18 protein-coding genes are annotated in these 25,597 nt (G+C 66.0%); 12 read left to right on the top strand and 6 right to left on the bottom strand.

Annotated elements, in window-relative coordinates; translation table 11 throughout:
* Positions 1-166: 166 nt before the first annotated feature.
* Positions 167-1,489, top strand: a complete 1,323-nt coding sequence (locus ACTJI5_RS18440) for a hemolysin family protein (protein WP_440861332.1) — start codon at positions 167-169, stop codon at positions 1,487-1,489.
* A 38-nt stretch (positions 1,490-1,527) separates the two neighbouring features.
* Here ACTJI5_RS18440 and ACTJI5_RS18435 read toward each other — a convergent pair whose 3' ends face one another.
* The 3 genes from ACTJI5_RS18435 to purD all read right to left on the bottom strand — a co-directional run bounded on the left by ACTJI5_RS18435 (position 1,528) and on the right by purD (position 4,462).
* A complete protein-coding gene (locus ACTJI5_RS18435; RefSeq protein WP_310255774.1) occupies positions 1,528-1,956 on the bottom strand; it encodes a hypothetical protein in 429 nt (142 codons plus the stop codon).
* 248 nt (positions 1,957-2,204) lie between these two features.
* Positions 2,205-3,038 (bottom strand): hypothetical protein, encoded by an 834-nt coding sequence (locus ACTJI5_RS18430; protein WP_440861331.1) that lies wholly within the window; start codon positions 3,036-3,038, stop codon positions 2,205-2,207.
* Between the two features lie 146 nt (positions 3,039-3,184).
* A complete protein-coding gene (gene purD, locus ACTJI5_RS18425) occupies positions 3,185-4,462 on the bottom strand; it encodes a phosphoribosylamine--glycine ligase (RefSeq protein ID WP_440861330.1) in 1,278 nt (425 codons plus the stop codon).
* On the opposite strand from purD, the gene xseA reads away from it, so the two are divergent.
* From xseA to ACTJI5_RS18405, 4 genes are all read left to right on the top strand, one after another.
* Positions 4,461-5,888: an exodeoxyribonuclease VII large subunit gene (gene xseA / locus ACTJI5_RS18420; RefSeq protein WP_440861329.1), complete on the top strand. Its 1,428-nt coding sequence runs from the start codon at positions 4,461-4,463 to the stop codon at positions 5,886-5,888. The two genes, purD and xseA, sit on opposite strands and share 2 nt — an antisense overlap.
* Before the next feature lie 75 nt (positions 5,889-5,963).
* Complete coding sequence (locus tag ACTJI5_RS18415; RefSeq protein ID WP_037516223.1) at positions 5,964-6,176, top strand: DUF2093 domain-containing protein; 213 nt, start codon at positions 5,964-5,966, stop codon at positions 6,174-6,176.
* Positions 6,173-7,105 carry a M23 family metallopeptidase gene (locus ACTJI5_RS18410; RefSeq protein ID WP_440861328.1) on the top strand — a complete coding sequence of 311 codons (933 nt, stop codon included), beginning with the start codon at positions 6,173-6,175 and terminating at the stop codon, positions 7,103-7,105. Before ACTJI5_RS18415 ends, ACTJI5_RS18410 begins: the two co-directional genes overlap by 4 nt.
* 269 nt (positions 7,106-7,374) lie before the next feature.
* Entirely contained in the window at positions 7,375-10,509 is a 3,135-nt protein-coding gene (locus ACTJI5_RS18405; RefSeq protein ID WP_440861327.1) for a TonB-dependent receptor domain-containing protein, read from the top strand.
* Positions 10,510-10,779: 270 nt separating this feature from the next.
* Here the strand turns inward: ACTJI5_RS18405 and ACTJI5_RS18400 are convergent, their stop codons facing one another.
* Positions 10,780-11,805 carry a hypothetical protein gene (locus ACTJI5_RS18400; protein ID WP_440861326.1) on the bottom strand — a complete coding sequence of 342 codons (1,026 nt, stop codon included), beginning with the start codon at positions 11,803-11,805 and terminating at the stop codon, positions 10,780-10,782.
* Between the two features lie 309 nt (positions 11,806-12,114).
* On the opposite strand from ACTJI5_RS18400, the gene ACTJI5_RS18395 reads away from it, so the two are divergent.
* The 3 genes from ACTJI5_RS18395 (at position 12,115) to ACTJI5_RS18385 (ending at position 14,135) form a co-directional block, all read left to right on the top strand.
* Positions 12,115-13,299, top strand: a complete 1,185-nt coding sequence (locus tag ACTJI5_RS18395) for an aspartyl/asparaginyl beta-hydroxylase domain-containing protein (protein ID WP_058537453.1) — start codon at positions 12,115-12,117, stop codon at positions 13,297-13,299.
* A 111-nt stretch (positions 13,300-13,410) separates the two neighbouring features.
* The gene (locus ACTJI5_RS18390) at positions 13,411-13,743 is read left to right on the top strand and encodes a hypothetical protein (RefSeq protein WP_058537454.1); all 333 of its coding nucleotides are present in this window, start codon (positions 13,411-13,413) and stop codon (positions 13,741-13,743) included.
* 32 nt (positions 13,744-13,775) lie between these two features.
* A complete protein-coding gene (locus tag ACTJI5_RS18385; RefSeq protein ID WP_440861325.1) occupies positions 13,776-14,135 on the top strand; it encodes a hypothetical protein in 360 nt (119 codons plus the stop codon).
* A gap of 31 nt (positions 14,136-14,166) precedes the next feature.
* On the opposite strand, the gene clpB is transcribed toward ACTJI5_RS18385, so the two are convergent.
* Complete coding sequence (clpB, locus tag ACTJI5_RS18380) at positions 14,167-16,746, bottom strand: ATP-dependent chaperone ClpB (RefSeq protein WP_440861324.1); 2,580 nt, start codon at positions 16,744-16,746, stop codon at positions 14,167-14,169.
* Positions 16,747-16,906: 160 nt separating this feature from the next.
* Positions 16,907-18,475: a leucyl aminopeptidase gene (locus tag ACTJI5_RS18375; protein WP_440861323.1), complete on the bottom strand. Its 1,569-nt coding sequence runs from the start codon at positions 18,473-18,475 to the stop codon at positions 16,907-16,909.
* Between the two features lie 155 nt (positions 18,476-18,630).
* Here ACTJI5_RS18375 and ACTJI5_RS18370 point away from each other — a divergent pair, with 155 nt between their 5' ends.
* The 4 genes from ACTJI5_RS18370 to ACTJI5_RS18355 all read left to right on the top strand — a co-directional run bounded on the left by ACTJI5_RS18370 (position 18,631) and on the right by ACTJI5_RS18355 (position 25,479).
* Entirely contained in the window at positions 18,631-20,787 is a 2,157-nt protein-coding gene (locus ACTJI5_RS18370; protein WP_440861322.1) for an acylase, read from the top strand.
* Between the two features lie 95 nt (positions 20,788-20,882).
* A complete protein-coding gene (locus ACTJI5_RS18365) occupies positions 20,883-23,762 on the top strand; it encodes a M16 family metallopeptidase (protein WP_440861321.1) in 2,880 nt (959 codons plus the stop codon).
* Between the two features lie 26 nt (positions 23,763-23,788).
* A complete protein-coding gene (locus ACTJI5_RS18360) occupies positions 23,789-24,091 on the top strand; it encodes a hypothetical protein (protein WP_058537459.1) in 303 nt (100 codons plus the stop codon).
* Positions 24,092-24,234: 143 nt separating this feature from the next.
* Positions 24,235-25,479 (top strand): multidrug effflux MFS transporter, encoded by a 1,245-nt coding sequence (locus tag ACTJI5_RS18355; protein ID WP_440861320.1) that lies wholly within the window; start codon positions 24,235-24,237, stop codon positions 25,477-25,479.
* Positions 25,480-25,597: the final 118 nt, after the last annotated feature.

Raw genomic sequence — 25,597 nt, 5'->3', positions numbered from 1 at the left:
TTGCCGATAACATATGGCTGGCGATCTGGTTCCAAAATTCGCCTGAACGCCGACTGAGCAGGGCATTCAGGTGTGCGCCATTGTGCAATGCGCCGCCTTTCGCTTATAGGGCGGACATGACCGACGCTGACAGGGGCCGGGCGCCGATGCGCCGTACGAGCGCCCAATGACCCCCTTCCCCTGGTCCGATGTGGCGATCATCGCGGTCCTCGTCCTCCTCAACGGCGTTTTCGCCATGTCCGAACTGGCCATCGTCTCGTCGCGCGACCCGCGATTGCAGGCGGCCGAGAAGCGCGGCAGCCGCGGCGCGAAGATCGCGCGCCAGCTCGCCTCCGACCCCGGGCGCTTCCTGTCGACGGTGCAGGTCGGCATTACGCTGATCGGCGTGCTGACCGGTGCCTATTCGGGCGCGAGCCTTGGGCAACCCGTCGCCGACCGGCTTTCGGCGTGGCTGGGCCTCGAAGCCGAAACGGCCGAGGCGGCGGGTTTTGCCGCGGTGATCGCGCTCACCACCTATTTCTCGCTGATCGCGGGCGAACTGGTGCCCAAGCAATTCGCGTTGCGCGCCCCCGAACGGATCGCGATCGCGGTGGCGCTGCCGATGTACTGGTTGTCGAAAATCGGCGCGCCGCTCGTCGGGTTGCTCGACGCGAGCTCGGCGCTCGTCTTTCGCCTGCTCGGGCTCAAACGCGAATCGGAAGATCGCGTGACCGCCGAGGAACTGCACCTGATCGTTGCCGAGGCGTCGAAATCGGGGGTGATCGAGGAAAGCGAACGCGCGATCATCTCGGGCGTCGTGCGCCTGGCCGACCGGCCGGTGCGCGAGGTGATGACGCCGCGCAAGGATGTCGACTGGGTCGATGTCTCGCTCGACGCGCGCGGGGTGCGCGACAAGCTGGTCGAAACGCCGCACAGCCGTTTGCCCGTCGCGCGCGGTTCGGTCGACGATATCGTCGGTGTCGTGCAGGCGCGCGACATCGCCGCAGCGCTGTTCCAGGGCGAGACGCTCGACCTCGAGCAATTGATGCGGCCGGCCAAAGTGATCCATGACCAGATCGACGCGATGGACGCGCTCGAAGCCTTGCGCGCCGCTGACGTGCCGATGCTGTTCGTCCACGACGAATATGGCCATTTCGAAGGGCTGGTGACCCCCGCCGACCTGCTCGCCGCGATCGCGGGCGAATTCGCGTCGGATCAGGACATCGGCAGCGAGCCGTTCGTCGTCGAACGCGAGGACGGCAGCCTGCTGATCGCGGGTTCGATGCCCGCCGACCAGATGGCCGAACGACTGGGGATCGAACTCGGCGACGACCGCGATTATGCGACCGCGGCGGGTCACGCGCTCGCGATCCTCAAGCATCTGCCCAAGGAAGGCGAGCGTTTCACCGACAAGGGCTGGCGGTTCGAGATCGTCGATATGGACGGGCGCAAGATCGACAAGCTGCTCGTTACCGAGGTGCGCAAGCCGAAGGATGACGAAGCCGAATAGGCGTGGCTTAAGGCCACAAAAGCCCCGCGTGAGCGCGCTCAAAGTGAGTCCTTTGTGGCCTTAAGCGGCGCCGCATCCTCGCGCAGCGCCGAATGGACGATGTCCATATCCGGGCCGCCGGTCACGTCGATCGCACCGCCGCGCAGCACCCGGACGGTGGTGATGCCGTTGAGCGCGCGATCCATCGCATAGTCGAACTGCCGCATCCGGCCCATTGCGATCGCCCGATCCCATGCCTGCGCAAAGCTCTCCGCACCGGGGCGGTCGCGCAGCCGATAGGCGGAGCGGCGACCCATGCCGACGGCGCGCGCCGCTTGCCCGACCGAGCCCATCGCTTCGAGCGCGCGGATGAAGCATTGCTGCGTTGTCGGTGTCCAGCCGTCGGCGCGGCGGCGTTGCTGCGGCACGGGATGGAAGGCGAGGCAGGTGCCGGCGAGTAGCGGCGCGGGTGGGTGCGTAGGTTCCATCGGCCAGTTTGGAGCATGGCGTAGGAATGTAGGAAAGCGAATTTTGCGGGTCTGCTTCCGCTTCGGGGTGGGAAGCGGCCATTACAGCAGCGAGCTGATCACCCCTCCCGCTTGCGGGAGGGGCAGCGAGGCTTGCCAGCTTGCTGGCTAGCCGCAGCGGGGAGGGTATCGCACCGTCACAGGCCCTCCCCCGACCCCTCCCGCAAGCGGGAGGGGAGAAGAAGGTCCGCTAGCGGTCGGTTGCGCCCTTATAGCTCCCCGCCCAGCGCCCCATATTTCGCCTCGAAGCCGGCTTTGTCGCCGCGCGCAAGATAGCCTGCCTGATCGACGATATTGTCGCGTGCGATGCGGCCCTGGAAGGTACCGAGCTGCGGATCGATCCGCGCGATGTCGGCGTCGGTCCAGTCGGCGATCTGCCGGAAGCTGCTGACGCCGAGGCCGTTCAGCAGCACGACGAGCTTGGGGCCGACACCCTTCAGCAGTTGCAGATTGTCGGGGCCGCTTTTGGGCACCGCCGCGGCGGGCTTCGGGGCGGGGGCGGGTGGCGGCGGAACGGTCGGCTCTTCGGGAATGGCGGCGGCCGCCTTTGCGGGCGCCGGTTTGGTGGCCTTTTTGGCGGCGGGCTTGGTTGCCGTCTTTGTCGCGGGCTTTGCCGCTGGTTTCGCAGCCGGTTCCTTGGCCGTGGTTTTCTTCGCGGCAGGCTTCGCGGCGGCTTTTGGTTTCGCAGCAGGTTTGGGCGCCGGGGGCGGGGCCTTGGCAACAGGCTCGGCGACGGGTGCGGGCTTTGGAGCGGGTGCGGGCTCGGGGGGCGGCGGAGCGGCCTTGGCGACCGGTTCGGGCGCCGGGGGCGGGGCGGCCGGCGCGACGGGCTGGGGCTTAGGCTCGATCGGTTTGAAGCGTGCGGGCTCGGCGGCGATGATTTCGGGCTTCACCGGTTCGAGCGGTTTCGCGGGTTTCGCCGTTTCGACGACGGTTGGTGCGATGTCTTCGGGTTTCGAGCGTCCGAACAGCCACCACAGCAGCACGACGGCAATGACGAGGCCGACGACCGCGATAATCCAGTTTTCCTGAAGCCAGGCCATGATCTTCTCCCAATGTTGCGGATAGCCTATTCGGCCGTACGGACTTGGTCGACCTATATTTATTCGTCATTCCCGCGAAAGCGGGAACGCAGTTGCAACGTCGGCTCGCTGGGTTCCCGCTTTCGCGGGAATGACGAGGTCAGTGTTCACTTCGCTTCGCGCGCGACCTCGCGCCAGCCGATATCGCGGCGGCAGAAGCCGGTCGCGAAATCGAGCTTGTCGACGGCGGCGTAGGCGTGCGCCTGCGCCTCGGTCACGGTGCGGCCCGTTGCGGTGACGCCCAGCACGCGCCCGCCCGCCGCGACGATCTGGCCGTCGTCGCGTGCCGTGCCGGCGTGGAAAACGCGCACGCCGCCCGCTTCGGCGTCGGCGATGCCGTGGATCGCGCCGCCCTTTTCGGGGGTGGCGGGATAACCGTTCGCCGCCATCACGACGGTCAGCGCATAATCGCTGGCGAAAGCGGGCGCGGCGGCGCCGGCGAGCGCGCCGGTCGACGCGGCGTAAAGCAGCGCGGCGAGGTCGCCGGCGTAGCGCATCATCAGCACCTGGCATTCGGGATCGCCGAAGCGGGCGTTATATTCGATCAGCTTGGGGCCTTCGGTGGTGAGCATGAGGCCCGCGAACAGCACGCCAACGTAAGGCGTGCCCTCGGCGGCGAGCGCCCTGACCGTCGGGCGGATGATGCGATCCATCACTTTGGCTTCGAGATCGGGGGTGAGCACGGGGGCGGGGCTGTATGCGCCCATGCCGCCGGTGTTCGGGCCCACGTCGCCGTCGCCGACGCGCTTGTGGTCCTGCGCGCTGCCGAACGCCATCACGTCGGTGCCGTCGGAGAGCGCGAAGAAGCTCGCCTCCTCGCCGGTCATAAATTCCTCGATCACCACCTCGGCGCCCGCGCCGCCGAAAGCGCCGTCGAACATGTCCTCGATTGCGGCTTCCGCTTCTTCGATTGTTTCGGCGATGATCACGCCTTTGCCCGCGGCGAGGCCGTCGGCCTTGATCACGACGGGGATCGAAAAGCCTTCGAGCACGGCGCGCGCTTCGTCGGCGGAGGTGCAGCGGACATAGGCAGCGGTCGGGATTGAAGCGCGGGCGCAGAGATCCTTGGTGAAGCCCTTCGACCCTTCGAGCCGCGCCGCGGCGGCGCCGGGGCCGAAGACCGCGACGCCCAGGTCGCGCAGCCGGTCGGCGAGGCCCGCGACGAGCGGGGCTTCGGGGCCGACGACGACGAAATCGATCGTATGCGCCTTTACGAAGGCGATCAGGCCATCGAGATCGTCGGCGGCGATCGCGACACATTCGGCGTGCGCCTCGATCCCCGGATTGCCCGGTGCGGCATAGAGCTTGGCGCAGCTTGGCGATTGTGCCAACTGCCAGCTGAGCGCATGTTCGCGGCCCCCCGATCCGACCAGCAGGATATTCATGTCAGTCCCTTTTCCCGATATGGCGTCCGACGATGGCACCGAAGCGCGGCTGTTAGCCGAGGCGGCGCCCGGCGACAATGCACCGGCGCTGTCGGTCAGCCAGTTATCGGCGGCGATCAAGCGCACGGTCGAGGACGGCTTCGCGCGCGTGCGCGTGCGGGGTGAATTGTCGGGGACGAAACGCGCCGCGTCGGGACATTTCTATGCGGCGCTGAAGGACGATAATGCGCTGATCGACATGGTGATGTGGAAGGGGCAGGCGGCGCGCCTCGCGTTCCGGCCCGAGGACGGGATCGAGGTGATCGCGACCGGCAAGCTCACCACCTATCCGGGGCGCTCCAAATATCAGCTCGTCGTCGATACGCTCGAGGTCGCGGGCGAAGGCGCGCTGATGCTGCTCTTCGAGAAATTGAAGGCGCGGCTCGGCGCCGAGGGGCTGTTCGACCGCGAGCGGAAATATGACCGGCTTCCCTATCTGCCGCGCACGATCGGCGTCGTAACCTCGCCGACCGGGGCGGTGATCCGCGATATCCTCCATCGGCTGGCCGATCGCTGCCCGACGCATGTCATCGTCTGGCCGGTGCTGGTGCAGGGCGACGGCGCGGCGGCGCAGGTGGCGAATGCGGTGCGCGGCTTCGACGCGATTGCGCCCGGCGGACCGGTGCCGCGTCCTGATCTGGTCATCGTCGCGCGCGGCGGCGGGTCGATCGAGGATCTGTGGGCGTTCAACGAGGAGGTGGTCGTGCGCGCGATCGCCGATTGCCGCATCCCGACGATCAGCGCGGTGGGGCACGAGACCGACGTGACGCTCGCCGATTATGCCGCCGACGTGCGCGCGCCGACCCCGACTGCGGCGGCCGAGATGGCGGTTCCGGTGCGCGCCGAGCTGCAGGCGCAGCTGGCAACGTGGAACGGCCGAATTATCGGGGCGGCGAACCGGCATCAGGCACTGGCGAGCGAGCGGCTGACCGCCCTCGCGCGCCACCTGCCGAAGCGCGACGCGCTCTATGCGCCGCAGCGCCAGCGGCTCGACGATGCCGGCGACCGGCTCGACCGCAGCCAGCGCCACCGGCTGACGGTGATTTCGGAGCGGCTCGCGACGCGTGGGGCCGCGCTGCGTCCCGCGCTGCTCGCGCGACGCTGGGACCGCGACCGGGCGCTGCTCGAAGGGCTGGGGCGGTTGCTCGACAGCCTCGACCCGCGTGCGCTGTTGTCGCGCGGCTATGCGATGGTGCGCGATGGCGGCGGCGCGATCGTCACGACCGCGGCGAAGGCGCGCGCTGCCGGGCATCTGCAGCTGCAGTTTGCCGACGGCGAGGTTCCGGTCGCGGTCGGCGGCGATGGTGCGTCGCCTCCTGCGACGCCGAAGCCGGCGCGCAAGGCGCCGCCCGCGGAGCCCAAGCGGGGGCAGGGCGAGCTCTTCTGAGCATCCGGGGGTGGCTGCGCGGCGCGATACTGTTATAGTTGCGGCCTGACTTGCCCGCTAAATGGATAGAGAATCATGTTGATCGCCAGCCGCAACCGCCTTGCCCGCCTGCAATATGGACCGAACGGGTTTCGCGTCCTTGCGCCCGGCGACCATGTGCTGTGCGCGGTGAGCGGCGCGCCGATCGGGCTCGACGAGCTGCGCTATTGGTCGGTCGCGCGGCAGGAGCCCTATGCCAGTGCCGAGATATCGGTGCAGGCCGAACTGGACGCCGCGCGCAAGGCATGAGGGTCGGGGCCGACGGGCTGCGGTACGGGGCGGCGTTGGGGCTCCTGATCGTTGCTGCGGGTTGTGTTCCGGCGGCCGAGACCGAAACCAGGCCCGCGCCGCGGCCCGCCGTTCAGCCCGTCGCCACCCCGCCATCCCCGCCCGCGCCGCCGCGCGCGCCGGTGCGCGCAGACTTCACGCTCGCCGGGCTCGCCGAACAGGGCGCGGCGATGGTCGGGCAGGCGCCAAGCGACACACGTGCGCTCACCCTCGACGGCAAGGCGATTCCGTTCGCCGACGACGGACGCTTCCTGATCGCGTTCGACCGCGATGCCGGGACAAGCGCGCGGCTGGTTGCGACGCTGACCGGCGGGCGCGAGGTCCAGCGCGTCATCGCGGTCGCGGCAGGCCGTTGGCGGCTCGAGCATATCAACGCGCCCTATCGCGGCAGCGCGGCGAGCGACGCCGATTTCGAGCGCCGCCGTCCCGCCGAACTCGCTGAGATCGCGGCGGCGCGGAACATGCAGGTCGATTCGGACGGCTGGCGGCAGACGTTCCGCTGGCCGGTGACGGGGCGCCTGTCGGGTTTTTTCGGGTCGCAGCGTGTCTATCAGGGCAAGCCCGGCAGCTATCACAGCGGCACCGATGTCGCGGTGCCGGCCGGAACGCCGTTCGTCGCGCCCGCCGACGGGGTCGTCGTGCTCGCCGCGAGCGCCCCCTTCACGCTCGAGGGCAATCTGCTGATCGTCGATCATGGCATGGGGCTGTCGAGCGCCTTCCTCCATTGTCAGCGGCTCGATGTCAGGGTCGGCGACCGGGTCGTGCAGGGGCAGCGGCTGGGCACGGTGGGGCGAACCGGGCGCGCGACGGGGCCGCATATGCACTGGGGGCTGAAATGGCGTGGCGCGCGGCTCGACCCCGGCAAGCTGGCGGGGCCGATCGGCGGCTGAGCCCTGACCGGGTGCCCCGCGAATTCGTAACCAGTGAAACAATATGTCGCGGAATGCCGCGCTGCAGCATATAGTATTTCGCGGATTCCCGCGTTTGTTGCAAATACGTCACAATGGCTCGCGAAACCGCCGATTGCGCCGGGAATTCGCTTTACTCGACATGAACGAAGTTACATCCCGCACGCTATCGGGGCATCTGTGCGCGTCGGCTTTGGCCTGCCGCGGGGGCGTCCGGGTAATTCAATCCACCAGTAGCAAGGGACTGCACTGTGAAGAAAACCCAATATTCCAAGCTGAGGCTAGGCGCTGCGCCGCTCGTATTGAGTGTCGCCCTGGTTTCGGCTCCTGCCTTTGCGCAGGACGCCGCCGAAGAGACTGCCGCGCAGTCGGAAATCGTCGTCACCGGCTCGCTGATCCGTAACCCGAACCTCGAACAGTCGACCCCGGTCAACGTTACGACCTCGGACACGATCGAACTGAAGCAGTCGAACGTCGCTGAAGAAGTTCTGCGCGAAATGCCCGGCGTCGTCCCCAGCATGGGTTCGGCCGTCAACAACGGCAACACCGGCGGTTCGTACGTCGATCTTCGCGGCCTCGGCTCGGTCCGTAACATCGTCCTGTTGAACGGCAACCGCGTCGCTCCGTCGGACGTGAACGGCCGCGTCGACCTTAACAACATCCCGCTGGCCCTGATCGAGCGCGTCGACGCGCTGACCGGCGCCGCCGTGACCACCTATGGTGCCGACGCCATCACCGGCGTGGTGAACTTCGTGACCAAGCGCGATTTCGCGGGTCTGGAAGTCACCGCTTCGAACCAGATCACCGAGCAGGGCGACGGCAACGTCTTCCGCGTCGACGCCACGATCGGTGCGAACTTCGACGATGGCCGCGGTAACGCCGTGCTGAGCATCGGCTATCAGTCGGCCGACGCCGTCTATCAGGGCGACCGCGACTTCTCCTTCTTCCAGGTCGACAGCTACACCGGCGGCAACGGCGGTTCGGGCACCGCGGTTCCGTCGCGCTTCTCGGGCACCCGCCCGCTGAACCCCGATGGTACGATTAACACCAATCCGGCCACTGGCAACGGCGGCGTGCGTCAGATCAACGCCGCAGGCCAGGCCGTTGCGCCGTTCGCATCGTTCAACTTCAACCCGGACAACATCTTCCAGACGCCGTTCGAACGCTATAACATCTATGGCCAGGCGAACTACGAAGTGTCGGACGCGATCGAAGTCTACACGCGCGGCATGTTCTCGAAGAACAAGGTCTCGACGATCATCGCACCGTCGGGCTCGTTCGGCGGCTCGGTGCCGATCAACCTGAACAATCCGTTCCTGCCGACTGCACTGCGCAATCAGTTCTGCGCGTTCGACGTCAATCCGAGCACGTCCGTATACACGCCGCGTTTCACACCTGGCGAGTGCTCCGCAGCAGCGGCCGCAACCGGCCGCGGTGATGCGGCTTATCGCGAGATCGGCTTTAACAACACGTTCGTTCCGTTCGACGTCGATGGGAATGGCTCGATTGGCGACGGCGAAGGTTATTTTAACAACCCGGCCGCAACGCTGAACCGTCGTACGCCGGAAGTCGGTCCGCGCATCAGCGATTATCAGACGACCTTCTTCGATTATCGCGTTGGCGCACGTGGCGGCATCACCGACACGATCGACTGGAACATCGAAGGCGCCTATGGCGAATCGGAGAATATCCAGAGCATCCAGAACTACACGCTGCAGTCGCGTTTCCGTCAGGGATCGCTGGTCAACGGCACGCTCGCCAACCCGGTCTGCCAGGACACGTCGAACGGCTGCGTTCCCGTCAACCTGTTCGGCCCCGAAGGCTCGATCACCCCGGCCGCTGCTGACTTCCTGTCGGAAAACAGCACATCGACCAACCGCACCTCGCTGTCGCAGGTTCGTGCGATCATTTCGGGTGACGTCGGCTTCGCGTCGCCGCTGGCGGTGCAGCCGATCGGCTTCGCTCTCGGTGGCGAATATCGCAAATACACCGCGCAGCAGTCGGCGGATACGCTCGCCAAGACCGCGGGTGAACTCGGCGGTGCTGGCGGTGCGGCTCCCGACATCGACGGCGCGTACGACGTTTATGAAGCTTATGCCGAAATCGTCGCTCCGCTGGTCGAAGACAAGCCGTTCTTCGAAAGCCTGACCCTCGAAGCCGGTATCCGTTATTCGGATTACAGCATCAAGGGCGCCGGTGGCTATGACACCTGGACCTGGAAAGCCGGCGGTAGCTGGGAACCGGGCGCGGGCGTCAAGTTCCGCGGTAACTACAGCCGTGCGGTTCGCGCCCCGAACATCGGCGAATTGTTCACGCCGACCTCGGTCGGTCTGACCAACCTCGCTCTCGACCCCTGCGCGGGCACCGCACCGACGGCTAACGCCAACCTGCGCGCGATCTGTATCGCACAGGGCGCTCCGGTCGGCACGATCGGTTCGATCACCAACCCGACCGCGGCTCAGGCGAACATCACCACCGGTGGTAACCTGAACCTGCAGCCGGAAACGGCGAACACCTGGACGCTCGGTGTGGTCTTCCAGCCCGACTTCCTGCCGCGGTTCAACCTGTCGGTCGACTATTACAACATCAAGATCGACGACGTTCTGGGCGTGCCGCTTCCGGGCGATATCATCGGCGCCTGCTTCAGCGACATCACGGCTGCCAGCGCGTCCGATCCGGCTTGTACGTCGATCCGTCGTAACCCGCTCACCGGCGGTCTCGACGGCGATCCGGCGACCACCGCAGGCCTGTTCGGCACGACGAACAACCTCGGCCGCCTGTTCACCGACGGTGTCGACTTGCTGATGAACTACAACGCGGATCTCGGCTTCGCGAGCCTCGACTGGTCGTTCGTCGGTAACTGGACGCGTAGCTCGAAGTTCAACGCGAACGCGGCGGACCCCGACTCGATCAACCGCGAATGCGTCGGCTTCTACAGCGTGAACTGCTCGTTCACGGGCTCGATCCAGCCCGAGTTCCAGTTCTCGAACCGCTTCACGCTCGGCTTCGACAAGGTCGACCTGTCGCTGCTGTGGCGTTGGCAGGACAGCGTCCAGTTCGAACCGCTGCAGCTGCAGAGCGACCTCGACGCGGCTCTGGCCTCGCCGGCTGACTGCCGCGATCCGAACGGTGCCGATCCGGACGGCTGCATGGTCGATCCGGCGTTCCGCAAGATCAAGGCGGCAAACTATTTCGACCTGACGGGCCGCTTCAGCGTCAGCGACAATCTGACCGTGACGATGACGGTGCAGAACCTGCTGAACAAGAAGCCGCCGATCGTTGGCAACTCGATCGGTTCGACCACCTACAACAGCGGTAACACCTACCCGTCGTCGTACGACGCGCTGGGTCGCCGTTACGCTGTGTCGGCAAAGCTGAAGTTCTAGTCACTTCACGCTTCGGCAAGAATTGGGGGCGGGCAGCAATGTCCGCCCCTTTTTCTATGGCGTAAGAGCGCCAGATCGAATGGCGGCTTTGGGGTGGTGAGCGGCCACCTTCCATTTTCGTCATCCCGGACTTGATCCGGGATCCATTAGCCCGACGGTGGTTGTGGACCCCGGATCAAGTCCGGGGTGACGACGACAAAAAATGTCCGCAATCGGTCGTTAGCTACCGAAAGCGCCGGTAAAAGAGATCGACCGCCAACCCGGCGGACGTCAGCGTGTCAGAAGCGGTGCGGGCAGGGCGAGCGGAATGCCGGCCTGATCGGCGACGGCTTCGGCCCAGCCGGCGACTTGCGCAATCTCTTCGCCATAGGCGGCTTCGGCCGCGGCCAGATCGCGCTGCCGTTCGCCCGCCGCGAAGGGCGCGCCCGATTTGCTGTTGCGGCCGAGCGCGGGGTGATCGGCGATCGCGGTGCGATCACCCGCGAGCCCCAGATGATCCATTGCCGCCGCGATCGCAGCGACGGGGTCCTGTGTCAGCACCTCGCTGTCGAGCGAGGCAATCCGGCCCGGCGCCCATGCGAGCAGCGCCGCGAAGGCTTGTTGCTGGGCGAGCCAGCCCACCGCGGCGACCTGCAGATCCGACTGGCGGAAATAGTCGCGCGCTTCGAAACCGAGCTGCACATACCCCTCGGCCAGATAGCTCTCGAGCAGTTCGCGGCACCACAGCCGGCACCACATGCCCTTGCGCGCGACCGACAGCAGGAAATCGCGCAGCGGGGCGTGGAGCAGGATCGCACGCGCCTGCGGCCGCAGCGTCAACGCGCCGCGCGCGAGCGGATTGAAAATGTTCGACGGCTTGACGATCACCGCCTCGCTTGCGGCGAAGCCGCGACCGAGCAGCGCCAGCGCATCGTCCATCGCCGCCGCATGGTCGCGCGGGCTGGCACCGCGGCGGCGCCAGCCAACCATGTCGTTGAGCAGCACCGGCTCGGACAGGCTGGTCGCGGCTCCGGGCTGGTCGAGCGCCTGCGCGAGCATCGTCGATGCGCAATAGGCCGAATGGAACAGGAAATGGATCGGCGATCGCTGTCCTTCCATCGCTGCGCGGCAATCGGTCCGCCGCAACACGACGGGCGAATTTTCCTCGCCCAGATGAAGATCGGTGAGGAAGGGAACATCGGCGCGCGCGGCGCGATCGACGCGGCGAAAATGAAAGGCATCGTGGCCCGGATCATAACGGTGCGCGAGCCATTCGGCGTCGTCGACAATGGCGGTCACGGAAGGCGCAGCGGTCATCAATCGACCTTGCCGATTGCCCCCGTCGATGGCAAGCATGGGAGGGTCAGGACCTAGCCAGCGTGCGCTCGAGGTTTGAAGCGATTTTGTTCAGGGCAAGGAAGCGGGACGCAGGCATATGAGTATATTCCAAGGCTCGCTGACGCAGCCATGGACAAAATCGGTCAAATCCCGAAGGGACGTCGAAATGGCTTCGATATCGTCTCCGCGCGGCCTTGCAGATGGAACCACCATCGGCGGCGGCCACACGAAGCCGATATCTTCGCCATTTCGACGCCTCGAGCGCACGCTGGCTAGGTCCTGACCCTTATGACCAGCGCACCTCCGCTCGCCTCAGCCGTTGAGGCCAACCGGCTTGGAATCGTCGCCCTTCAGGGCGGCGATCCCGCGGCCGCCGCCCAACATTTTAGCGTAGCGATCGCGGGTGACCCGCAATCGGGGGCCCTGCAGCGCAATCTCGCCTCCGCGTGGCGCGCGCTCGGCGACGACGAGCGCGAACTCGCGGCGCTCGAGGCCGCGCTGGCGATCGATCGGCGCGATCTGATGGCGTGGATTCGCAAGGGCGAGCGGCACGAAGCACGGGGCGACAAGGGCGCCGCGCTCGCGGCATGGAGCGCGGCGATCGCGCTCGGCGGACAGCTCAATCCGGTGCCGCCGCCGCTCGAAGCGCTGCTCGCGCACGGGCGGGTTTTTGTCGCGGCGGCGACCGAGACGATGTTTACTGCGGCATCGGACGCACTCGACGGAATGCGTGGCGACCTGTCGGAAATCGAGGCGCGGCGCGGCGACGCCTTCATCGCGAGCGCGCTTGGCCGCCGCCGCATCTATCAGAATGAGTGCGCGGGCATTTATTACCCCTTCCTGCCCGCCGACGAATTTTTCGATCGCGGCCATTTTCCATGGTTCGCCGAAATCGAGGCGCAAACCGATGCGATCCGTGCCGAGCTGCAGGCATTGCTCGACGATCCGGGCGAGTCGCTGCGGCCCTATGTGAAGATGGACCCAGGGACGCCCGAATCGATCTGGTCGGGGCTCGACAACCGGCTCGACTGGGGGGCTTGTTTCCTCTGGGAGTATGGCGAGCCCAACCAGGCGGTGCTCGATCGCTGCCCCGCGACGGCGGCTGCGCTCGCCGGTATCCCGGGGGCGCGCATCGCGGGGCGCGCACCGAGCGCTTTTTTCTCGATGCTGAAACCGCATACGCGCATCCCGCCGCACACCGGCGTCACCAATACCCGCGCGATCGTCCATCTGCCGCTGATCGTCCCGCCGGGCTGCGGGTTTCGCGTCGGCGGTGAAACCCGGGAATGGAAGGAAGGCACGGCGTTCGCCTTCGACGACACGATCGAGCATGAGGCGTGGAACGACAGCGACGATTTGCGTGCGGTGCTGATCTTCGACGTCTGGAATCCGCATCTGACGAGCAGCGAGCATGAACTGCTGCGGCGTTATTTCGCGTCGGCCGACGGATCGGGTTATGCGGTCCCGCGCTGACCGCGCGCCGGACTGTCCATCCTTTGCGAAATTCAGCTTTGCGAAAGCCCGTGCGACCAATATGATGCGCCATCGAGGCTGCGGGCGGGGGCCCGCGGTAGGAGGATTGCCATGAAGACCAGCTTGTCCGCTTTTGTCGCGGCCGCCCTGATCGCCGCACCCGCGGCCTTTGCTGCCGAAGCGACGCCCGCCGATCGCGCACCGCCGGAAAAGGCGCCGTCGGCGATGACGCCGACCGAGATCAAGGCGTATAATGAAGGGCTGCCGCAGACCCATCCCTATTATATCAAATGCCGCAAATCGGTCGAAATCGGCTCGCTGGTGAAGAAGAACCGCGTCTGCCACACCAATGAGCAGTGGAAGGTCGCGCTCGAGAAGGGCAGCACCAGCGCGCGCGAGACCGCCGAAGCAATGCAGAGCAAGGCCGGCAACAGCTCCAACTGAACGCTGCCTGGAACCCATTATGGGAGGATCGGATGCGTAAGATCGCGAGTTTGGGAATTCTTATAGGTCTGTCGGCGGCTTCGGCCGCCGTTGCGAGCGAGACCGAAGCGCCGTTCGCGCGCGTACCGTCGGAAATGACGGGCGAGGAGATCGACGCCTATAATATGGGGCGCGCCGCGAATGCTCCCGACTATATCCGCTGCCGCCGCATCGAGCAGATCGGCTCGCTGGTGAAGAAGCTGCGCGTTTGCAACACCAATGCCGAATGGCGGCGCATCACCGACAAGGGCAATCAGGATGCGCGCGATACGCTGGAAGCCGTTTCGCGCAGTTTCAACAACGGACTGGAACCGCGCGATCAGGCGGAGCCGCTGATCGGCCGACCGCGATAGGGAAAGGGCGGCATTTCTGCCGCCCTTTTGTTTATGCCGGCGTGAGTTTCAGCGCCCCGTCGCCCTCGTCGACCTTGATCACCTGTCCGTCCTTGACCTCGCCCTTCAGGATCAGGTCGGCGAGCGGGTCCTGCAGATATTTCTGCACCGCGCGCTTCAGCGGCCTTGCGCCATACACCGGATCATAACCGACGCGGCCGAGCCACGCGCGCGCGGCATCGGTCAGGTCTAGCGTGACTTTGCGATCGGCGAGCAGCTTCTGGACGCGCGCGACCTGGATATTGACGATGCCGCCCATATGCTGCTGCGCGAGGCGGTTGAAGAGCACGATCTCGTCGAGCCGGTTCAGGAACTCGGGGCGGAAATGTGCGCGCACGACTTCCATGACGGCGGGTTCGGCCTGTTCGACCGGCGCGTCGTCGGGGAGCGCGGCGATCGCCTGGCTGCCGAGGTTCGAGGTCAGGATGATCAGCGTGTTGGTGAAATCGACCGTGCGGCCCTGCCCGTCGGTCAGGCGCCCGTCGTCGAGCACCTGGAGCAGGATGTTGAACACGTCGGGGTGCGCTTTCTCGACCTCGTCGAACAGCACGACCTGATAGGGCCGGCGGCGCACCGCCTCGGTGAGCGTGCCGCCCTCTTCATAACCGACATAGCCCGGGGGCGCGCCGACGAGCCGCGCGACGCTGTGCTTTTCCATGAATTCGGACATGTCGATGCGGACCATCGCATTGTCGTCGTCGAACAGGAAACGCGCGAGCGCCTTGGTGAGTTCGGTCTTGCCGACCCCCGTCGGGCCGAGAAAGAGGAAGCTGCCGAGCGGGCGGTTCGGATCCTGAAGCCCGGCGCGCGCGCGGCGGACAGCGGTCGACACCGCGCGGACGGCCTCGTCCTGCCCGATGACGCGCTGTTCGAGCGTGCTCTCCATGCCAAGCAATTTCTCGCGCTCGCCTTCCATCATCCGGTCGACGGGAATGCCGGTCCATTTGCTGACCACCGCGGCGATATCGTCGGCGGTGACTTCCTCGCGCAGCATCGCGTTGCCCGCGGCGGCTTCGGCGTCGGCGAGCCTTTTTTCGAGGCCGGGGATGGTGCCGTAGCTGAGCTCGCCCGCCTTCGCGAGATCGCCCGCGCGCTGCGCCTGGTCGAGCGCCGAACGCGCGGCATCGAGCTCTTCCTTGATCTTCGCCTCGGCGTGGATCTTGTCCTTTTCGGCCTGCCATTTCTGGGTGAGGCCCGCCGACTGCTGCTCGAGGTTCGCGAGTTCGGCCTGCAGGCTTGCGAGCCGGTCCTTCGACGCGGCGTCGGTTTCCTTCGAAAGCGCCGATTCCTCGATCTTCATCTGGATGATGCGGCGGTCGAGCGTCTCGATTTCCTCGGGCTTCGATTCGACCTCCATCCGGATGCGGCTCGCGGCCTCGTCCATCAGGTCGATCGCCTTGTCGGGCAGAAAGCGGTCGGAGATATAGCGGTTCGACAAGGTCGCGGCGGCGACGATCGCGCCGTCGGTGATCCGCACCCCGTGGTGCAGCTCGTATTTCTCCTTGAGCCCGCGGAGGATCGAGATCGAATCCTCGACCGTCGGCTCGCCGACGAACACCGGCTGGAACCGCCGCTGGAGCGCGGGGTCCTTTTCGACATGCTTGCGATATTCGTCGAGCGTCGTCGCGCCGATGCAATGCAGCTCGCCGCGTGCGAGCGCGGGCTTCAAGAGGTTCGACGCGTCCATCGCGCCCTCGCCCTTGCCGGCGCCGACGAGCGTGTGCATCTCGTCGATGAACAGGATGATCTCGCCCTCGGCCGCCTTCACATCGTCGAGCACGCCCTTGAGGCGCTCCTCGAACTCGCCGCGATATTTGGCGCCCGCGATCAGCGCGCCCATGTCGAGCGAGAGGAGGCGGCGGTCCTTCAAACTGTCGGGGACGTCGCCGTTGGTGATGCGCAGCGCGAGCCCTTCGGCGATCGCGGTCTTGCCGACGCCGGGCTCGCCGATCAGCACCGGGTTGTTCTTGGTGCGGCGGGCCAGGATCTGGATCGTGCGGCGAATTTCCTCGTCGCGGCCGATCACGGGGTCGAGCTTGCCCTCGCGTGCGACTTCGGTGAGGTCGCGGGCGAATTTCTTGAGCGCTTCGTATCGGTCTTCGCTGCTCGCAGTGTCGGCCGATCGGCCGCCGCGCAATTCGTTGATCGCAGCGTTGAGCGCGTCGGCCTTCACGCCGGCATCGGCGAACGCCTTGCCGACCGGGGTAGTGGCCGAAAGCACCATCGCGAGGAGGAGCCGTTCGACGGTGACATAGCCGTCACCCGCCTTGCTTGCGACCTGTTCGGCCTGATCGAGCAGGCGGACCGCGTCATTATCGAGCCCCGGCGTTTGCTGCGCGCCCGATCCCGAAACAGCGGGAACCTTGGCAAGCAGCGCGTCGATGCCGGCGACCGCGCGCTTTGCGTCGCCGCCGCTCTTCGCGATCAGGCCCGCGGCCATGCCTTCATTATCTTCGAGCAGCGCCTTGGCGATATGCTCGGGCGAGATCCGCTGGTGGTTCATACGGATCGCGATCGTCTGCGCCGCCTGCAGAAAGCCTTTGGCGCGGTCGGTAAATTTTTCGAGGTTCATTCAGAAAGCCCCTTTCTTGCTAGGCAAGATAGTGTTGCTATTTGGCAACACAAGGGGCTTGCTACCAGTTCCGTTCGCATCGAGCGAAGTCGAGATGCCCATCGTGGCACACGCCTTCACGGTGTCTCGACTTCGCTCGACACGAACGGGAATGAGGGCGTCACTCCCCACTACGCGCAAGCTGGTCGAGCAGACGCACGCCGAAGCCCGTCATTCCCTTGGGAACGAGCGAAGTCGCTTTCTCGGACCGGTTGACCCCGGCGATGTCGAGATGCGCCCACGGCGTCGCCTCGTCGACGAAGAAGCCGATGAAATGCGCGCCGAGGCTCGCGCCCGGTCCCTGCCCGGTCGCGGAGTTGCGGATGTCGGCGATGTCGGACTTCATCCGCTCGGCATAATCCTTGTGGAGCGGCAGGCGCCACAATTCCTCGCCGCTCGCGGTGCCGGCGGCGATCAGGCGCGCCGCGAGCGCCTCGTCGCGCGCAAAGAGGCCCGCATAGCTGTTGTCGAGCGCGCCGACGACCGCACCGGTGAGCGTCGCGATGTTGACGATCGCGCTGGGCCGATAGGCTTTGGCGACATATTCATTGGCATCGGCAAGGACGAGGCGCCCTTCGGCGTCGGCGTTGACCATCTCGATCGTCTTGCCCGACATGGTGCGGGTCACGTCGCCCGGACGCTGCGCATTGCCGTCGGGCATATTCTCGGCGAGCGCCGCGACCCCGACGACATGCACCGGCGCGCGCGATTTGGCGAGCGAGACGACCGCGCCCATCACCGATGCGGCGCCCGACATATCGCCCTTCATATTGCCCATTCCGGCGCCGGGTTTCAGCGACAGGCCGCCCGAATCGAAGGTAATGCCCTTGCCGACGAAGGCCGTCGGCGCGTCGGGCGAACCGGCGCCGCGATAGCGGATCAGCAGCAGCCGCGACCCGCGCGGGCTGCCCTGGCCGACGCCGACGAGCGTTCCCATGCCGAGTTTGCGCATCGCGGCTTCGTCGAGCACCTCGATGCTGACGCCCGGCGTGCTCGCCAGCGTTTCGCGCACGCGCGCGACGAAGCTTTCGGGATAGATGACGTTCGCGGGCTCGTTGGCGAGATCGCGCGACAGGCGCACGCCTTCGACGAGTGGTTTCCAGCGGTTGGCGAAAGCGGTTTCGGCGCCCGACGGATTGGCGCCGACAAACGTCACCGCGCCCGTCGACGGCGCCTTTTTGTCGACGGTCTTGTAGCGGTCGAAGCGATATTGGCCGAGCGCGAAGCCATAGGCGACATCGGCGGCCGAAACGTCGCCGAAGGCACCCGCGATGGCCAGGGGCTGCGCTTCGCTCTTGAGTTCCTGCGCGGCCTTGCCGCCCGCTTCGGCGAGCGCGAGCGAAGAGGGGGTGGCACCCGCGCCGACGAGCAGGATGCGCGGGTACGCGCCGATACCGCGCAGCGACAATGTCGTGCCCGCCTTACCGTCGAAGCTCGCTGCAGCGATCGCGGCGGTGATCGCCGTGCGCTCGGCAGCGCCCAGCGCGATTCCGTCGAGCGGCGGCAGGGCGGCGTCGGTCATCACGATGACGAGCGCAGCGCCTGCCGGAGCGTTGGGTGCAAAGCCGATCGCGCGCTCGGCACTATTGCCGACGGTTGCCGGAACGACGCCCGATCCGGCGGTAGTCTGCGCCATCGCGGCGGGCGCGAGGGTGAGCGACAGGCAAGCGGAAAGGAGCAGGCATTTCATGCGCATGGTTCGATAATCCCCGTTGTTCAATGACCTGCACCCTACATAGCCGTGTGCGGCGTGCCCGCAAATCCGCCTCGACGAACGACAGTCGCTTGCCATCGGACGACATGGCCGCCACAGATGCGCCGGACCAGGTGCGAAGAGGACCAGAGATGCTGCGACGGATTTTGCTGGGATTCCTGCTGCTGCTGGTGCTCACCGCCGCGTCGCTCGCGCTCTGGGAGCCGCTGACCGTCGAAGCGCCCGCCGCGCCCGCCTTCAAGCCCACCGACGTTCGGATTGCGCGCGACAAATTCGGTGTGCCGCATATCTTCGGCAAGACCGACGCCGACGTCGCTTATGGCGTTGCCTACGCGCACGCCCAGGATGATTTCTCGACCTTGCAGGAAGTGCTTGCGATGACGCGCGGCCGCGCGGGCGCGATGCTGGGCGAGGATGGCGCGAAGATCGATTATGCCGAGGCACTGCTCGGCGTCCGCGCGACCACCGCGCGCGACTGGCCGCGGCTGCCCGCCGATGTGCGGGCATTGTTCACCGCCTATGCCGCGGGGCTCAACCATTATGCCGAAAAACATCCCGATGAGGTGCGCCTGTCGGGACTGTTTCCCGCGACCGGCGAGGATGTCGTTGCGGGTTTCGTGCTGCGCTCGCCCTTTTTCTTCGGGCTCGATTCGGTGCTGGGGTCGCTCGTCGAAGGCAAGGCGATCGGGCGCGAGGGCGGCCCCGCGCTCGATGCGACGGGCAAGCTGGTCCCGCGCGAACTGACCCCGGTCGGCACCGATCCCGCCGACAATGGATCGAACGGCATGGCGGTTGCGCCGGCGCGCTCGACCGACGGCGCGACGCGGCTCGTGTCGAACTCGCACCAGCCGTGGACGGGCGGCGTCGCCTGGTACGAACTCATCGTCCATTCGGAGGAGGGCTGGGATTTCGCGGGCGCGAACTTCCCCGGGTCGCCCTATCCGTTCCTCGGCCATAATAAATATCTCGGCTGGACGAATACGGTGAACCGGCCCGATCTGATCGATGTCTACAAGCTGGTGCTCGACGACAGCGGCGAGAACTACCGCTTCGACGGCCAATGGCGGCCGCTCGAAAAGAAGCGCATCTGGCTGAAGGTCAAAGTCGGCCCGTTCGTGCTGCCGATCCCGCGCACCACCTGGCGCTCGGTCCACGGGCCGGTGGTGAAGAATGAGAAGGGCGCGTTCGCGATCCGTTATGCGGGGATCGATCAGGCGAATATGGTCACCCAATATTACCGGCTCAACAAGGCGAAGAGCTTCGCCGAGTGGCGCGCCGCGATGGCGGGGCAGGGCGTGCCCGCGACCAATTTCATCTACGCCGATGCCAAGGGCAATATCGGGCTCTTCTATAATGCGATGTTCCCCGACCGCCAGCCGGGGTTCAACTGGCGCGGCGTGCTGCCCGGTGACACGTCGGCGGATCTGTGGACGCAGACGCTGCCGTTCGACCGCGTGCCCGCGCTGGTCAATCCGCGCTCGGGCTATGTGATGAACGCGAACAACACGCCGTGGGTCGCGGCGGGGCCGGGCGACGAACTCGACGCCGCGGCCTTTTCGCCACTGCTCGGCATCGAGGACGATATGACCAACCGCGCGACGCGGCTGATCGAGCTGTTCGAGGCGTCGGGGCAGATCGACGAGGCGCGGCTGAAGGCGATCAAATATGACACCGCCTATGCAAAGACGGGCTATGCGAAGGCGTGGATGAACCGCGTGCTCGCGCTCGACACGAAAGGCGACCCGGCGCTTCGCGAGGCCCAGAACCTGCTCCGCCGCTGGGACTGGAACCTCGACGGCAGGGGGAAAGGCGATGCGCTGGCGCTGATGGTGCTGCGCCCCGCGAACGGCAGCCATTACCAGCGCCGCGCCGCGCCCGATCCGCGCACGGTGCTCCAAGAGACGGTCGCGCATCTGCAGGATCATTTCGACGGGCTCGATCCGAAGCTCGGGACCGTATTGCGCCTCCGGCATGGCGAGGGAGCGAACCGCGTCGACCTGCCGCTCGATGGAGGCAACGACACCGTGCGCGCGTCGACCTTGTGGGACGCCGAACCCGACGGGCGGTTGAAGGTGCGCCACGGCGACAGCTTCATCATGTTCGTGACGTGGGATGCTGAGGGCCGGGTCCGGTCCGAATCGATCCAGCCTTTCGGGTCGGCGACGACGCGGCCGGGCAGCCCGCACTATAATGATCAGGCGCCGCTGTTCGTGGCGCACAAGCTCAAGCCCGTGCTGTTCGATCCGGCGGCGCTGAAAGCGAGCGGGGCGCGCTTCTATCGACCTTGAAAGCCCGATGCTGCTGTCCTAAACCATTGATACAGTGCCGTCCGGCATCCGGTCGCACGCGGGCATAAAGCCTGCGCCCGAACAAGAGGATTTTCATGCCCCGTTTCCATCGTTTCGCGCTCGCTCTGGCGGTCACCACGTCGCTTGTCGCCGCGGGCCCCGCGCTCGCCAAGGCGAAGGCCGCCAACCCCGCACCGATCGCGGATCTCGTGAAGGCGGTCGATATTCCGTACGAGGCGTTCACGCTCGACAACGGCCTGCGCGTGATCGTGCACGAGGACCGCAAGGCGCCCGTCGTCGCGGTGTCGGTGTGGTATCGCGTCGGGTCGAAGCATGAGCCGAAGGGCAAGACGGGCTTTGCGCATCTGTTCGAACATCTGATGTTCAACGGGTCGGAAAATTCGCCGGGCGACTTTTTCGAACCGCTGCAACAGGTCGGCGCGACCGACAGTAACGGAACGACCAACGTCGACCGCACCAATTATTTCGAAACGGTGCCGACCGGTGCGCTCGACCGCGCGCTGTTCCTCGAAAGCGACCGTATGGGGCATCTGCTCGGCGCGGTGACGCAGGAAAAGCTCGATAACCAGCGCGGCGTCGTCCAGAACGAAAAGCGTCAGGGCGACAACAATCCCTATGGTCTGCTGCGCTACGAGATTTTCGAAAATCTCTTCCCGACCGGGCACCCCTATCACCACAGCACGATCGGTTCGATGGGCGACCTCAATTCGGCGAGCCTCGGCGACGTGAAAAAGTGGTTCACCGACAATTACGGCCCGAACAACGCCGTGCTGGTGCTCGCGGGCGACGTGAACGTCGCCACCGCGAAAGCCAAGGTGCAGGAATGGTTCGGCGACATCCCGCGCGGCCCCGAAATCGCGGCGCCCAAAACGTCGATCCCGACGCTGCCCGCGCCGCTGGCGAAAGAGGTCAAGGACCTCGTTCCCACGACGCGCATCTATCGCATGTGGGCGATCCCCGGCCTCAACGATCCCGAGGCGGTGCCGCTGCAGATGGCGATGGGCGTGCTCGGCGGCCTGTCGTCGTCGCGGCTCGACAATGCGCTCGTACGCAAGGACCCGGTCGCGGTGAGCGTTTCGGCGGCGGCGCAGCCGTTCGAAGATGCCGGCATATTGCTGGTGCAGGCCGATGTGAAGCCGGGCGTCGACCCCCAGCTCGTCGCATCGCGGCTCGACGCCGAAATCGCGAGCTTCCTCGCCAGCGGGCCGACCGCGGACGAGTTGCAGCGCACCGCGGCGAGCTATCTGGCGGGCACGATCTCCGGGCTCGAATCGGTCGGCGGTTTCGGCGGCAAGGCGGTGACGCTGGCCGAGGGCGCGCTCTATTCGAACAATCCTGCCTATTATAAGGTCGAGCTCGACCGCATGGCGAAGGCGACCCCCGAACAGGTCAAGGCAGTCGCCAATAAATGGCTGTCGCGCCCGGCCTTCTCGCTGACCTACACCCCCGGCGAGCGCACCGAGGGCGGCGAAAATCGCGGCGGCGCGGTGACCGCTGGCAAGGTGGCCGCACCGGTCCAGCCCGACCGTTACTGGAACGAGGCGCTCGGCGACGTCGGCCCCGATACCGGCGGTGTTTCGTCGTTCGCCGACCGTTCGCAGCTGCCCGCGGTCGCCGACCTCAAGGCGCTCGACTTCCCGGCGATCGAACGCACCAAGCTCAAGAACGGCGTCGAGGTCGTTTTCGCGCGGCGCACGACGGTGCCGACGGTCAATGTCGCGGTCAGCTTCGACGCCGGCTATGCCGCCGATCCGCACAATGCATTGGGCACCCAGTCGCTGATGCTCAGCCTGATGGACGAGGGCACGACGAGCCTCGATTCGATTGCCTTTGCCGAAGCGAAGGAGCGGCTGGGCGCGCAGATCGACGGAACCGCCAATGCCGACGAGACGGTGTTCAGCCTGTTCGCGCTGAAACCGAACCTCGGCGCCTCGCTGAGCCTGCTCGCCGACTATATCCGCAACCCGGCGTTCGACGCCAAGGAACTCGAGCGCGTTCGGGCGCAGCAGCTCAACCGGCTGAAGGCCGAACTCAACAATCCGAATGCGATCGCGTCGCGCATTTTGACGCCGGTGCTGTACGGCGCCGACCATCCCTATGGCATCCCGCCGTCGGGACTTGGCAACGCGAAATCGGTGGCGGCGGTGACGCAGGGCCAGCTTGCGGCGTTCCATTCGGCGTGGATCCGTCCCGACAATGCGCGCGTATTCGTCGTTGGCGACACGACGCTCGCCGAAGTGAAGAAACAGCTCGATACGACGCTCGGCCAGTGGCAGGCGCCCGCGACCGCGAAACCGGTCAAGCATTTCGAGATCGCGATCCCGGCGCCACGCCCACGCATCCTGCTGTTCGACCGGCCGAAGTCGCCGCAGTCGGTGATCCTCGCGGGCAAGGTGCTCGACGCCAAGGGCGGCGACGATCTTGAGATTTTGCGGTCGGCGAACGATATTTTCGGCGGCAATTTCCTGTCGCGCTTCAACACCAATTTGCGCGAGACCAAGGGCTGGTCCTATGGCGTGCGCAGCCGCATTTCGGGCGACCAGGACCGGTTGACCTGGGTCGCCGCGGCGCCGGTGCAGGCCGATCGCACGGGCGATTCGATCAAGGAGCTGCAGAGCGACCTCAAAAGCTTCCTCGGCGACAAGGGCGTGACGAAGGAAGAGCTTGAACGCACGATCAACGGCAGCGTCCGCGAACTGCCCGGCAGCTTCGAAACCTCGGGCGACGTGCTCGGCGGAATCCGGCAGATCGTCAAGTTCGGCCGTCCCGACAATTATTACGAGACGCTGCCCGCCACCTATGAAGCGATGACCGCGGCCGAAATCGATGCGGCGGCGCGCAAGGCGCTCAGCACCGACGGTCTGGTCTATGTCGTCGTCGGCGATGCCGCGGTGGTAAAACCGCAGCTTGACGGATTGGGTCTGCCGGTGGAAACGGTGTCCCTCGATAACTAACATCAGTTTCAGTAAGGAGAGCCCATATGTCCCAAGTCGATGGCAGCTATGATTGCGTAACCAAGTCGCCGATGGGCGACCAGAAGTCGGTCTTTACCGTGAACAGCGACGGCGGCGGCTTCACCGGCCAGAACGCCGGCGCGATGGGCGCGCTCGACGTCGAAAATGGCAAGGTCGACGGCAACAAGCTGACCTGGACCATGAACATGAAGGTGCCGATGCCGATGACGCTCGAATGCGAAGCGACGATCGACGGCGACGCGCTGACCGGCACGATCAAGGCCGGTGCGTTCGGTTCGATGGCGATGACCGGTACCCGCCAGGGCTGAGCCACGCCTCACGAAAAGCGAAGGGCCGTCCACTCCTGCGAAGGGAGCGGGCGGCCCTTTTGCTTTGCATAGCAATGCCCTTTGGCTCTGTGGACCATTGGGGGGCTATCCAAAGCGGCGGCATGGGCGCATAGGCTGCCGCCATGCACAAGCCGGCCCAATCCCCCCAACGGAGCCTGCCGGGCGACCGTGAGATGGTGGTCATGATGGCGATGGTCATGGCGCTCAACGCGCTCGCCATCGATTCGATGCTGCCCGCGCTGCCCGCGATCGGCGAGGCGCTGGGCGTCACCGTCGCCAACGATCGTCAGCATGTCATCTCGGTCTACCTGCTCGGTATCGGCTTCGGTTCGCTGCTGTACGGCCCGCTGTCGGACCGGTTCGGGCGCAAGGGTGTGCTCGTCCCCGCGCTGTTCGCCTATCTCGCACTCTCGATCGGTTGCGGCCTCGCGACCAGCTTCGCGATGCTGCTCGTGCTCCGCTTCATCCACGGGCTGGTCAGCGCGGCGCTTGGCGTCATCGTCGTCGCGGTGATCCGCGACCTGTTCGCGGGCGATGCGATGGCGAAGCGGCTGTCGCTGATCTTCCTCGTCTTTATGATCGTACCGATCATCGCGCCGACGATCGGCGCCGGGATCGCCGCGGTGGCGGGCTGGCGCGCGATTTTCGTCGTGCTGGCGGTGATGTCGATCGTCATGCTGTTCTGGTTGCGCCGGCTTCCCGAGACGCTCGACCCCGCCGATGTCCGCCCGCTCGACCTCAAGACGATGATCGCGGGCTGGGCGACGGTGACGCGGCATCGCCGCGCCGCGGGCTATATGATCGCCTCGGGGATGATGCAGGGCGCACTCTATGGCTATCTCAACAGCAGCGAGCAGATCATCGCCGAAGTGTTCGGCGCGCAGGCGATGTTCCCGCTGATCTTCGCGTGCGTCGCGGTGGGTATTGCGATCGCCAATTTCTCGAACGCCGCGATCGTCGAGCGCTTCGGTGCGCGCCGCGTATCGCAGGCGGCGGTCTTTGCCTTCATGGCGACCTCGATCCTGCAGATCGTCGCGGCGCTGAGCGGGGTCGAGACGCTTTGGATGTTCACCGCGTTGATGATGGTCAATGTCGGCCTCGTCGGTTTTATCGGCAGCAATTTCGGGTCGATCGCGATGGAGGATTTCGGGCATATGGCGGGCGTCGCGTCGTCGTATCAGAGCTTTGCCAAGACGTTGCTTGCGGCGACCGTCGGCGCGACGATCGGACAGCAATATGATGGATCGACGCTGCCGCTGGCCTATGCCTTCCTGATCAGCGCGGTGGTCGGCCTCGCGCTCGTCTTCTGGGCCGAGCGCGGCAAGCTGTTCACCCGGCCGGGAACGGCGCCGAAAAGTCCGTATTAGCGGCCATAACGGCTTGCTGCCTCAAGCCTCTTTGGGGTGGCCAGCGGACGGGGCTTCGTTTTCCTTCGTCATCCCGGACTTGATCCGGGATCCCGCTTTTTGACGCATTAACTGACTT

Source organism: Sphingopyxis sp. 22461 (assembly GCF_052044915.1).
Taxonomy (GTDB): domain Bacteria; phylum Pseudomonadota; class Alphaproteobacteria; order Sphingomonadales; family Sphingomonadaceae; genus Sphingopyxis.
The sequence above is the reverse complement of the archived record's forward strand: the minus strand, read 5'-3'. Positions and strand labels throughout refer to the sequence as shown.

What these genes read in the sequence shown, in the direction of transcription:
- clpB (WP_440861324.1), bottom strand. Translation starts at nt 16,746, where the DNA reads ATGAACCTCGAAAAATTTACCGACCGCGCCAAAGGCTTTCTGCAGGCG.
- ACTJI5_RS18435 (WP_310255774.1), bottom strand. Translation starts at nt 1,956, where the DNA reads ATGGAACCTACGCACCCACCCGCGCCGCTACTCGCCGGCACCTGCCTC.
- xseA (WP_440861329.1), top strand. Translation starts at nt 4,461, where the DNA reads ATGTCAGTCCCTTTTCCCGATATGGCGTCCGACGATGGCACCGAAGCG.
- purD (WP_440861330.1), bottom strand. Translation starts at nt 4,462, where the DNA reads ATGAATATCCTGCTGGTCGGATCGGGGGGCCGCGAACATGCGCTCAGC.
- ACTJI5_RS18440 (WP_440861332.1), top strand. Translation starts at nt 167, where the DNA reads ATGACCCCCTTCCCCTGGTCCGATGTGGCGATCATCGCGGTCCTCGTC.
- ACTJI5_RS18360 (WP_058537459.1), top strand. Translation starts at nt 23,789, where the DNA reads ATGTCCCAAGTCGATGGCAGCTATGATTGCGTAACCAAGTCGCCGATG.
- ACTJI5_RS18355 (WP_440861320.1), top strand. Translation starts at nt 24,235, where the DNA reads ATGCACAAGCCGGCCCAATCCCCCCAACGGAGCCTGCCGGGCGACCGT.
- ACTJI5_RS18365 (WP_440861321.1), top strand. Translation starts at nt 20,883, where the DNA reads ATGCCCCGTTTCCATCGTTTCGCGCTCGCTCTGGCGGTCACCACGTCG.
- ACTJI5_RS18385 (WP_440861325.1), top strand. Translation starts at nt 13,776, where the DNA reads ATGCGTAAGATCGCGAGTTTGGGAATTCTTATAGGTCTGTCGGCGGCT.
- ACTJI5_RS18370 (WP_440861322.1), top strand. Translation starts at nt 18,631, where the DNA reads ATGCTGCGACGGATTTTGCTGGGATTCCTGCTGCTGCTGGTGCTCACC.
- ACTJI5_RS18395 (WP_058537453.1), top strand. Translation starts at nt 12,115, where the DNA reads ATGACCAGCGCACCTCCGCTCGCCTCAGCCGTTGAGGCCAACCGGCTT.
- ACTJI5_RS18415 (WP_037516223.1), top strand. Translation starts at nt 5,964, where the DNA reads ATGTTGATCGCCAGCCGCAACCGCCTTGCCCGCCTGCAATATGGACCG.
- ACTJI5_RS18430 (WP_440861331.1), bottom strand. Translation starts at nt 3,038, where the DNA reads ATGGCCTGGCTTCAGGAAAACTGGATTATCGCGGTCGTCGGCCTCGTC.
- ACTJI5_RS18390 (WP_058537454.1), top strand. Translation starts at nt 13,411, where the DNA reads ATGAAGACCAGCTTGTCCGCTTTTGTCGCGGCCGCCCTGATCGCCGCA.
- ACTJI5_RS18400 (WP_440861326.1), bottom strand. Translation starts at nt 11,805, where the DNA reads ATGACCGCTGCGCCTTCCGTGACCGCCATTGTCGACGACGCCGAATGG.
- ACTJI5_RS18410 (WP_440861328.1), top strand. Translation starts at nt 6,173, where the DNA reads ATGAGGGTCGGGGCCGACGGGCTGCGGTACGGGGCGGCGTTGGGGCTC.
- ACTJI5_RS18375 (WP_440861323.1), bottom strand. Translation starts at nt 18,475, where the DNA reads ATGAAATGCCTGCTCCTTTCCGCTTGCCTGTCGCTCACCCTCGCGCCC.